The following is a 10,494-nucleotide window of genomic DNA, read 5'->3' on the forward strand; positions in this document are numbered from 1 at the left end:
AAGGGGTTAACTGATCCCTTCAATTGTATCTGTCTTACCTAGTACCTGAATTGACAGTAAATCTTCTTTATAGGCATCAAGTGGGTCTTCATTCAAAACAAGGTAACTTTGAAAATCTCCCTCACTCTCTGAAGCCGCAGTACAAAAGGCTTGCATACTACTGCGTTGCTCTTTATTCCATCCTTTGCCTTTCATTACCGAGAACAGTTCTCTAAAAGGGGATAAAGGCTCAATTGGATACTCAGGGGCCATTTTAACCTTATAGTTGTCGCTATCAGTTGCTGGCTCAACACGCACTATTTTTACAGGCAATGAGTCGTCTTGGTAATAATCAATAATCGCTCTAGAGAATGTGTGTGTGTCATTCACCAATATCGAACTGAACCCTGCTTCTTCACTTTTACACAAGGTATCATCTATGGTGGAGAGCAAATGAGATACTTGCTGCTGTAACTGCTCTTCTGGAAAAACATCAATCAGCCACAGTAATTCCTTATCAAACAGCCCCCCTTGCTCATCTAATTGGTTCTTAAACGCAGTGAAATCTGTATAGGGTGAATCCCCTTTCTTTTTTAGCTCATTAAAAACCAGAGCTGCTGTGATGTCATTAATATAAGCTATCGGTAAATGCGCATCCAAAATACAAACTGGTCGGCATATGTCTAAGCTGTTCATGATTTGGTGGATTGCAGGCTGATTGCCTGAAATAGGCATTATGTTCGAATGTAGCCCATAACCAAGTAACCATTCTTTTTCAGATAAGCTTTTATCTAGATAAAGTAATGCCCTAGTAATATAACTGCCATTATAGTTCGGCATTTCTTTAAGCCATTCAATATGAAAACCAAATGGACCAAAGTTAAACCATTGCAACAGCAAAGAAGCTGTCACTAAATTCATATTCGTTTTTTGAAAACTTGGTATCACCGTTTGGTTTGGTGCAAGCTCAATAAAAGTGGCATTCATATTATGCTGATTTAAAAAAGACTTTATTTCATCAAGCGAAGCAAACCAATGTTCAGTTTGATCGCTTATCAATAAAGCCTCATATGACTCATCAGCACTATGCAATGTTTTATAAAACTTCCCGCCATGAAGTACCCTACTACTACAGCCATTTTTGTCTTGGCGTTGATTAATGAATCTATTTTGATGAGGGTGAGTAAGGGATTCGAATGAAATCAAACTAGATATTTTGTCGAGCAGCTTATCAAAAAACTGATGTTGTAGTGTAAATCGAAGATGAGTATTCGCAACCATAACTAACGCTCCCTGTTACGCAAATTGTTTTAATCAAGTGAGCAGTACATAGCAAAGAAAACCAATTTTTAGCAAAGTACAATTTTGCTATTTCGTTGTTCTCGGCAAATACTGCTACATTGCTCTATCTTCTGTATCCATACAGTCTTTAATAGGCAATTCCGACACTATAAGTGACAGCTTTAATCCCTAAAGTGATTGAACCTTTCTTTTGTACTTTAACTTTAAATTATCATGCAAATTTTGCAATTACACGATATTACAGGCGTAAAAAAACCAAGCGAATGCTTGGCTTTTTAAAGTATGTAGAGCAAGAAGTAACTGAAGTTAGATATACTCAACTTCAATAATTTCAAATTCAACGTCACCGTTTGGTGTTTTGATAGTTACTGCATCATCTAATTCTTTACCAATTAAGCCACGCGCAATCGGTGAATTGAACGAGATAAGATTGCTCTTGATGTCTGCTTCATCATCACCAACAATTCTGTAAGTTGTCTCTTCGTCTGTATCACAATTCACGATTGTCACTGTTGAGCCGAAAATAACTTTGCCGTTATTTTGCATCTTAGTAACGTCAATGATTTGTACAGTCGACAGTTTTGCTTCAATTTCTTGAATACGACCTTCACAGAACCCCTGCTCTTCACGTGCAGCATGGTATTCAGCATTTTCTTTTAAGTCACCGTGTTCACGGGCTTCCGCAATGTCAGCCACGATCTTAGGACGACGAACTGTTTTTAATTCGTTTAGCTCTTCACGTAGTAGTTGCTCACCACGTACTGTCATCGGAGTTTGTTGCATTGTCATTCTTTCCCAGAAGTACAGAAGTAAAAGCCCGGTAAAACCGGGCTTTAATATTTCAATTAATTGACTAAGTCTATATCACGATGCATAGACTAGGCAATGCTTCGACAATTAATTTACGCGCTTGTGTAGCTCTTGTACTGAAGAAACCGTTGCACGGTCATCTGCAGAGTTTGCTTTACAGTTAGCAAATGCAGCATTAAGCGTTGTTGTGTAGTTCACTTTGCCCTGTAGTGCACCACGACGAAGTACTTTAGAGTCTTCGATTGCTTGACGACCTTCAGTGGTGTTTACAATGTAGCTGTATTCACCATTTTTGATACGGTCAAGAATATGAGGACGACCTTCAAATACTTTGTTTACGCGACGTGCTTCAATACCTGCATCTTCTAATGCTTTCGCAGTACCGCCAGTTGCGTCTAGTTCAAAGCCTAATTCACGCATCGTACGAGCAAGCTCAACGATACGCTTCTTATCGCTGTTACGAACTGAAAGTAGCGCACGACCACCACGTGGCATTACGTTACCTGCACCAAGCTGTGCTTTAGCGAATGCTTCTGCGAATGTGTCACCCACACCCATTACTTCACCTGTTGAGCGCATTTCAGGACCACGCATTGGGTCAACGCCAGGGAACTTAGCGAATGGAAGTACCACTTCTTTTACGCTGTAGTAAGGAGGAATGATTTCTTTCGTTACACCTTGGCTTGCAAGTGACTGACCCGCCATACAACGCGCAGCTACTTTAGCAAGTGCAACACCCGTTGCCTTAGATACAAATGGTACAGTACGCGCTGCACGAGGGTTAACCTCGATTAGGTATACTTCGCCATCTTTAACAGCAAACTGGGTATTCATTAGACCCACAACGCCAAGCTCTAGTGCCATACGTGTTACTTGGTCACGCATGCGGTCTTGGATTTCAGGGCTTAATGAGTAAGCTGGTAGTGAACATGCTGAGTCACCTGAGTGAACACCTGCTTGCTCGATGTGCTCCATGATACCACCGATGATAACTTGCTCACCGTCACAGATAGCATCTACGTCGATTTCAATCGCGTCATCTAGGAAGCGGTCAAGTAGTACTGGCGCTTCGTTTGAAGCTTGTACTGCTTCTGTCATATAACGGCGTAAATCGTCTTCGTCATATACGATTTCCATCGCACGACCACCAAGTACGTATGAAGGACGTACAACAAGTGGGAAGCCGATTTCTTGAGACTTAGCGACCGCTTCTTCTAGTGAAGTTACAGTTGCATTCTCTGGCTGAAGTAGGTCTAAACGCTCAACCATTTGCTGGAAACGCTCACGGTCTTCAGCACGGTCGATTGCATCTGGAGAAGTACCAATGATTGGCACACCATTCGCCTCTAGCTCACGCGCAAGTTTAAGTGGCGTTTGACCACCGTACTGCACGATAACACCTTTTGGCTTTTCAACACGTACGATTTCTAATACGTCTTCTAGCGTGATTGGCTCGAAGAATAAACGGTCTGATGTGTCGTAGTCAGTAGAAACTGTCTCAGGGTTACAGTTAACCATGATAGTCTCATAACCATCTTCACGCATCGCAAGCGCCGCGTGTACACAACAGTAATCGAATTCAATACCTTGACCGATACGGTTAGGGCCACCGCCGATAACCATGATTTTGTCTTTGTCAGACGGGTTTGCTTCACACTCTTCATCGTATGATGAGTACATGTAAGCTGTGTCTGAGCTAAATTCTGCCGCACACGTATCTACTCGCTTGTATACAGGCAATACTTCTAAAGTATGACGCTTCTTACGAACTTCAGACTCGCTTACGCCTAGTAGTTCTGCGATACGCGCATCAGCAAAGCCTTTACGCTTTAAGCGACGTAAGAAATCTTTGTTAAGGCCAGCCATGCCGCCTTCAACTATTTTCGCTTCGTCTTTGATGATGTCTTCGATTTGCACTAAGTACCAACGGTCAATCTTAGTCAGTTCGAATACATCTTCAACGCTCATACCGTGACGCATTGCATCAGCAACATACCAAATACGCTCTGCACCTGGCTCACGTAATTCACGGACGATTTTTTCTTTCGCGCTAGGGTCATCTAATGCAACAACAGGATTGAAACCAGTCGCGCCAACTTCTAGGCCACGAAGTGCTTTTTGAAGAGACTCTTGCTGGTTACGGCCGATTGCCATAACTTCACCTACCGACTTCATCTGAGTCGTTAGACGGTCGTTAGAACCTGCGAATTTTTCGAAGTTGAAACGAGGGATCTTAGTTACAACGTAGTCGATTGACGGCTCGAACGAAGCAGGTGTTGCGCCACCTGTGATGTCGTTTTGAAGCTCATCTAGCGTGTAACCTACTGCTAATTTTGCAGCGATTTTCGCAATTGGGAAACCCGTTGCTTTTGAAGCAAGTGCAGATGAACGAGATACACGTGGGTTCATCTCAATGATAACCATACGGCCATCATTTGGATTTACACCAAACTGTACGTTTGAACCACCTGTTTCAACACCGATCTCACGAAGAACCGCCATCGATGCATTACGCATTAGCTGGTATTCTTTGTCAGTTAGTGTTTGTGCTGGTGCGACTGTGATTGAGTCACCTGTGTGAACACCCATAGGGTCGAAGTTCTCAATAGAACATACGATGATACAGTTGTCGTTTTTGTCACGAACAACTTCCATCTCGTACTCTTTCCAACCTAGTAAGCTTTCATCGATAAGAAGCTCGCTTGTAGGTGACAGATCAAGACCACGAGTACAGATTTCTTCGAATTCTTCCATGTTGTAAGCAACACCACCACCGGTACCACCCATAGTGAAAGAAGGACGAATAATACATGGGAAGCCGATACGCGTTAACGTGTCACGTGCTTCATCCATAGAGTGTGCGATCTCTGCGCGAGGACACTCAAGGCCAATGGCCTTCATCGCTGCATCAAAACGCTCACGGTTTTCTGCTTTGTCGATAGCATCTGCTGTTGCACCGATTAGCTCAACGCCGTGCTTTGCAAGTACGCCGTGCTTGTCTAGGTCAAGTGCACAGTTAAGCGCAGTCTGACCACCCATAGTAGGTAGTACAGCATCTGGCTTTTCTTTTTCAATGATACGTTCAACAACTTCCCAGTGAATTGGCTCGATATAAGTCGCATCAGCCATTTCTGGGTCAGTCATGATAGTTGCAGGGTTTGAGTTAACTAGGATAACTCGGTAACCCTCTTCTCTAAGTGCTTTACAAGCTTGCGCGCCTGAGTAGTCAAACTCACACGCCTGACCGATAACGATCGGGCCTGCACCTAAAATTAGAATACTTTGTATGTCGGTACGTTTTGGCATGGTTACTCCGCTCTAATTACGCTTTACGTGCTTGCATTAGTTCAATGAAATGGTCGAACAGTGGCGCAGCGTCGTGAGGACCTGGGCTCGCTTCTGGGTGACCTTGGAAGCTAAATGCTGGCTTATCAGTACGGTGAATACCTTGTAATGTGCCATCGAATAACGATACGTGCGTCGCACGTAAGTTTTCTGGTAGGCTTGCTTCATCAGCTGCGAAACCGTGGTTTTGTGCAGTGATCATAACAACATTACGGTCTAGGTCTTTAACCGGGTGGTTACCACCGTGGTGACCAAACTTCATTTTCACCGTTTGCGCGCCTGAAGCTAGTGCTAAAAGCTGGTGACCTAAACAGATACCAAAAATTGGCGTGTCTGTTTCAAGGAAAGTTTTGATTGCTTCGATTGCGTAAGTACACGGCGCTGGATCACCAGGGCCATTTGAAAGGAAGATACCATCTGGGTTTAGTGCTAACACGTCTGCAGCGGAGGTTTCTGCAGGAACAACTGTTAGTTTACAACCACGGTCTACTAGCATACGAAGGATGTTTTTCTTCACACCGAAGTCATAAGCAACAACGTGGAATTTTGCATCTTCATCAGCAAGTGTTTTAAAGCCCTCGCCAAGCGTCCAGCTTGTCTCGTTCCATGTGTACTGCTCTTTTGTACACACAACTTTGGCTAAATCCATACCTTTTAGGCCCGGGAAAGCTTGTGCAGCTTCTAGTGCCTTTTGCTCGTCAATATCACCAGCGATGATACAACCGTTTTGCGCGCCTTTATCACGTAAAATACGCGTTAACTTACGTGTATCGATATCTGCGATACCTAAAATATTGCGCTGCTTTAAGTAATCATCTAGTGATTGCTCGTTACGGAAGTTACTAGCAAGCAAAGGTAAGTCACGAATTACTAAGCCTTTAGCCCAGATTTTGTTCGCTTCTTCATCTTCGCTATTAGTACCCGTATTACCGATATGTGGGTAAGTCAGAGTTACGATCTGTTCTGCGTACGATGGATCAGTCAAAATTTCCTGATAACCAGTCATCGAAGTGTTGAATACAACTTCACCAACTGACATACCGTCAGCACCGATAGCTGTACCGCGGAACACTGTGCCGTCTTCTAGGACTAACAGAGCGGATTTAGTCAAGTTAACCTCCTAATGGTAAAAAACGGGACCCAGCCAACAAAGCCGGAATACCCGTTTAAAAAGCGCTTGGTAACACGCCACTTATAAAAATTTGGCAAATTCCAAGTATTTTAGATGAAAACTTGAGAAAGGTCTATGAGAAAACATTAAAAAATTAAAAATATCCCCTTTAACTGTTTTTTTACTTGAAACGGTTAAAAAAGTAACTTTTCTATCTAAATCCTAGCACATCTTGCATGGTATAAAGTCCAACAGGCTTGTCCTTTAACCAGGCTGCAGCCCTTACAGCGCCTTTAGCAAAGGTCATTTTAGAGCTTGCTTTGTGGGTTAATTCAAGTCTTTCGCCTTCTGCAGCAAAATAAGCCGTATGTTCACCTACTATGTCACCGCCACGCATGACAGAATAGCCAATCTCTTTTTGAGATTTTTCATGCTCATCTTGACTACGATCAAAGATAGCAACTTCATCATGATCCCAGCCTTTAGCCTCAGCTATCGCTTCACCAATCATTAAAGCAGTCCCCGATGGGGCATCGATTTTATGTCTGTGGTGCAACTCGAACACTTCAATGTCTACATCATCGCTCAGCGTTTTTGCAGCTTGTTTTACAAGGTTTTCTAATAAGTTGATACCCACAGAGAAATTACGAGAGAACACGATTGGAATATGTTTCGCCGCTTGTTCAAGCTCTGTCATATCTTCAGCGGTTAAACCTGTTGTGCCAATCACTAAGGGCGTTTTACGCGCTAGCGCTGTTGCTAAGTGCTTTTTCATACCCGCAGGTAAAGTGAAATCAATGGCTACATCGACGTCTTCGGCAATCACAGCTTCTGTTGAGAAAGCAACGTCCGTTTCACCCTGATTAATAAAATGCTGCACTTTAGTGCCAATTAAATCATGTTGGTCACGTACATAAGCCGCCGCGAGTGAAGTATTACCTGAAATAAGCGCTGCTTCACACAACACTTTGCCCATTCGGCCATTGGCGCCAAAAATTGCGATGTTAGTCATATTCATCCCCATTCAAATTTTCTGTGTTTATACAGAGTTTGTAGTCATAAATCATCTTTAAAAATTTCATATATTATGTTTTCTCCGAAACTAAAGTTAACCTTTTAACCTTCATCACAATGTAGAACTGAACTTCGATACTGAAGAGTTGCTTTAAGTAACTTATTTATTTTGATGGACTGAATTTATAGAAGTGGCAATATAATCGGTGCGTTTTTTAAATAAAAAAGCAAGCTTTACAACGAAGTAAAGCTTGCTTCTAACTATGCTATTGCTTTTACAAAAACCTTAAAGTTCAAGAAACATCAAAGTTATTCAGCATAAATAGCAATTACCAGTTATAGGTGTACTTCATCGAGAAAGTGCGGCCTCTACCCGGGATCGAGCTGGTATTGTTACCATTTCTTTGTAGCTGACTATAAACAGGGAAATACTGTTTATTGAACACATTTTCAATACCAAAAGTCAGCACGCCTTGCTCTAACTCTAGCTGGGAATTGAAATCAACAATGGTGTAACTTGTTACTTCTCTGCGACCAAATGCATTTTTCGCATCAATTCGATAGTCTTTCTCACCACTGCGCATCACTGTTAAGTTAGCTCGCCACACACTAGAAATGTCATAATTTAGCTGTGCGGTGAATTTACTTGGTGGAATACTAAAACCGTTCATTTGTTGAAATGCATCGGCATTTTGTGCTTTTTCGTCACCATTTATTTTGCTGTAGCTAAACTCTGCGCTTAAATCTTGATTGATGTCCCAAGTAGAAGTTAATTCAACGCCATCAATTTCAACCTCGTTTCGGCTGACTGACAATCCCATACCTTCACTTTTCACTCGGCCTAGATCAGACTCAGAAATAAAGTAAGCGGCACTAAAATCGAATGCACCTATTTCACCTCGCCAACCAATTTCTCTATCTGAAGACTCTATTGGTTTTAGTGAGGATTGGCTCAAATCAAACTGACTTGAAGCATAACGAATTTGCAGACCTATATCAGGCAACTCATAACCTTCATTAAATGCAGCATAAACGGTGTGGCTGTCATTGATGTCATAGGTTAGACCTAAGTTATAAACGGTTGAGTCATATTCATAACTACTGCCTGAGATAGCGATATTTTTGCCAAGTGTATTGAAGCTATCAAAGCTTGCATCTATTCGCTCAGTTCTTACACCACCTTCTAGACCAAATTCAGATGTCAACTCAGCTCTAACCTGAACAAAGGCAGCAGATGTCTGGTGACTAATTTCTGGTACGAATGCTTTGTCACCCGTTTCTTTGAACACCAAGAAACCACTATTGTCATATACCTCACCATCATATGTGGTGACAGGCATCTCACTGCGCTCATCTTGAAGATCAACACCCCAATCAAGTTCAATCGTATCGCTTAATTTAGAATTAACCGTTAATTTTGCACCGAAGTTTGAGCTTTCAAGATAGGTTTGTGCCAAATGGTTCCACGTTGCAAATGGTCGACCATCGAATGGCGCAAAGCGCGCATCATAATCTCGATAATACAGATTTGCTGAAAGTGCATGTTGCTCAGTGAGTTGGTTTTGATAACCGATGTTAAAAACCAAGTTATTAATTTGGTTTTGCTTGTCTAACTGTAAACCTTTAATCGATTGAGCCTTGTTGATATAAGGCAGACTTTTAATACTTGGATCTGAAGCAAAATCAGTATCTTGCTCCAGCACATAACTCAGTAAAGACATTGATAGTTGTTGCTGATCCCACGACTTACTGACCTTGATATCGAAACTATAAATATCGCTATCGAAGGTATCACCCTGACTCGGTTCAACGGCCAACCTATCACCTTCAGCATCCGAGAAGCTATCTACTTTTTCATAACTCCCCGCGACACGATATAACCAGTCGTTAACTTGTCCTGACAGTGATTGAGAAAGCATAAATGCGCCATTTTTAAGCTCTACACTTGATGTTGCCGCAGTCTCTTCTTGGCCACTTTTTGTGTAAATGTAGATTACGCCACCTGTCGCACCACTTCCATATAGTGCATTTCCACCGCGGAAGATTTCGACTCTTTCTACTTGCGAAGGGTGAAGATTATGAAGATCTCGAGAAATATTGCGGTTGGTATTCATCGGCACGCCATCGATCAATACCAACGCATTGCGACCTCTCAGCGTTGTACCAAAATTGGTCAATGCTGGAGTAGGAGGTGCCATTCCCGGCACCGTTTTAGCCAACACTTCTGCTATGTTTTGCGCACTTGAAAACTGCGTATTTAGCATTTCTTCATCAATCACAGATACATTTCGTGCTATCGAATTAAGATCTGAAGCCATACGTTCAGCTCGAATTTCGATATGCTCAATGTCATCTGCATAAACACGTTCTGATGCACTTGCTAGTAATAAAGAGATGCTGATACATAGCAGAGATTTTTGGTAAATCATTTTAGTCCTTAAAAATAAAAAAGATTATTATTTATATTTCGGGGACATACTATTCTAAATAAGAAGCATTATCAACTAATAGGTTAAGAGAAATATTGCAATTCGGTAAAGGGCGCGAAAATTGGTGACGCGTACTTTTAGGCGGTAATCGCTTCCCTGCATTCGCATGTTCAATGACACATTTAGGCGTTAATGCTCGACTTGGGTGAGTGCTAATAAACTCCACTTCATCATAATCTAATAAGATGCATGGCACTTTCGCTAACCCCAATCGGCATGCAACTAAGTGGCGATGGTGACCATCCATAATTGAATTGGTCTTTCTGTCTACTGTAATTGGCACTCTCCATAACTGTTCTTGTTCTACCTTTTGTTGCAACCAAACTGCTCGTTCTGGTAACACTTCTTCGTTAGGCTTTAGATCATGTGGAGATAAGAAATGAATTGATTTATTCAACGGCATACGTTTTTCCTTAAAATTTATATTTCCGGTGAAAGAGCTAC

7 protein-coding genes are annotated in these 10,494 nt (G+C 42.0%); all 7 read right to left on the reverse strand.

Features of this window, described 5'->3' with window-relative positions:
* Window positions 1–6 precede the first annotated feature (6 nt).
* The 7 genes from ACXAC4_RS11835 to ACXAC4_RS11865 all read right to left on the reverse strand — a co-directional run bounded on the left by ACXAC4_RS11835 (window position 7) and on the right by ACXAC4_RS11865 (window position 10,453).
* Window positions 7–1,260, reverse strand: coding sequence for a hypothetical protein (locus tag ACXAC4_RS11835; protein ID WP_475161794.1), 1,254 nt, complete (start codon window positions 1,258–1,260; stop codon window positions 7–9).
* A gap of 327 nt (window positions 1,261–1,587) precedes the next feature.
* Complete coding sequence (gene greA / locus ACXAC4_RS11840) at window positions 1,588–2,064, reverse strand: transcription elongation factor GreA (protein WP_130256981.1); 477 nt, start codon at window positions 2,062–2,064, stop codon at window positions 1,588–1,590.
* Window positions 2,065–2,178: 114 nt separating this feature from the next.
* A complete protein-coding gene (gene carB / locus ACXAC4_RS11845) occupies window positions 2,179–5,397 on the reverse strand; it encodes a carbamoyl-phosphate synthase large subunit (RefSeq protein WP_475161797.1) in 3,219 nt (1,072 codons plus the stop codon).
* A 16-nt stretch (window positions 5,398–5,413) separates the two neighbouring features.
* On the reverse strand, window positions 5,414–6,547 hold the full coding sequence (gene carA / locus ACXAC4_RS11850; protein WP_138568079.1) for a glutamine-hydrolyzing carbamoyl-phosphate synthase small subunit: 1,134 nt from the start codon (window positions 6,545–6,547) through the stop codon (window positions 5,414–5,416).
* Window positions 6,548–6,758: 211 nt separating this feature from the next.
* Window positions 6,759–7,565, reverse strand: a complete 807-nt coding sequence (gene dapB / locus ACXAC4_RS11855; protein WP_475164115.1) for a 4-hydroxy-tetrahydrodipicolinate reductase — start codon at window positions 7,563–7,565, stop codon at window positions 6,759–6,761.
* A gap of 325 nt (window positions 7,566–7,890) precedes the next feature.
* Window positions 7,891–9,990 carry a TonB-dependent receptor gene (locus tag ACXAC4_RS11860; protein ID WP_475161799.1) on the reverse strand — a complete coding sequence of 700 codons (2,100 nt, stop codon included), beginning with the start codon at window positions 9,988–9,990 and terminating at the stop codon, window positions 7,891–7,893.
* A 49-nt stretch (window positions 9,991–10,039) separates the two neighbouring features.
* Entirely contained in the window at window positions 10,040–10,453 is a 414-nt protein-coding gene (locus ACXAC4_RS11865; protein ID WP_475161802.1) for a hypothetical protein, read from the reverse strand.
* Window positions 10,454–10,494 lie beyond the last annotated feature (41 nt).

Source organism: Pseudoalteromonas sp. AWM4_233 (assembly GCF_056158285.1).

Excerpts from the sequence above, each read along its gene's own strand:
- greA (WP_130256981.1), bottom strand. The coding sequence starts at position 2,064 with ATGCAACAAACTCCGATGACAGTACGTGGTGAGCAACTACTACGTGAA.
- carB (WP_475161797.1), bottom strand. The coding sequence starts at position 5,397 with ATGCCAAAACGTACCGACATACAAAGTATTCTAATTTTAGGTGCAGGC.
- ACXAC4_RS11860 (WP_475161799.1), bottom strand. The coding sequence starts at position 9,990 with ATGATTTACCAAAAATCTCTGCTATGTATCAGCATCTCTTTATTACTA.
- ACXAC4_RS11835 (WP_475161794.1), bottom strand. The coding sequence starts at position 1,260 with ATGGTTGCGAATACTCATCTTCGATTTACACTACAACATCAGTTTTTT.
- dapB (WP_475164115.1), bottom strand. The coding sequence starts at position 7,565 with ATGAATATGACTAACATCGCAATTTTTGGCGCCAATGGCCGAATGGGC.
- ACXAC4_RS11865 (WP_475161802.1), bottom strand. The coding sequence starts at position 10,453 with ATGCCGTTGAATAAATCAATTCATTTCTTATCTCCACATGATCTAAAG.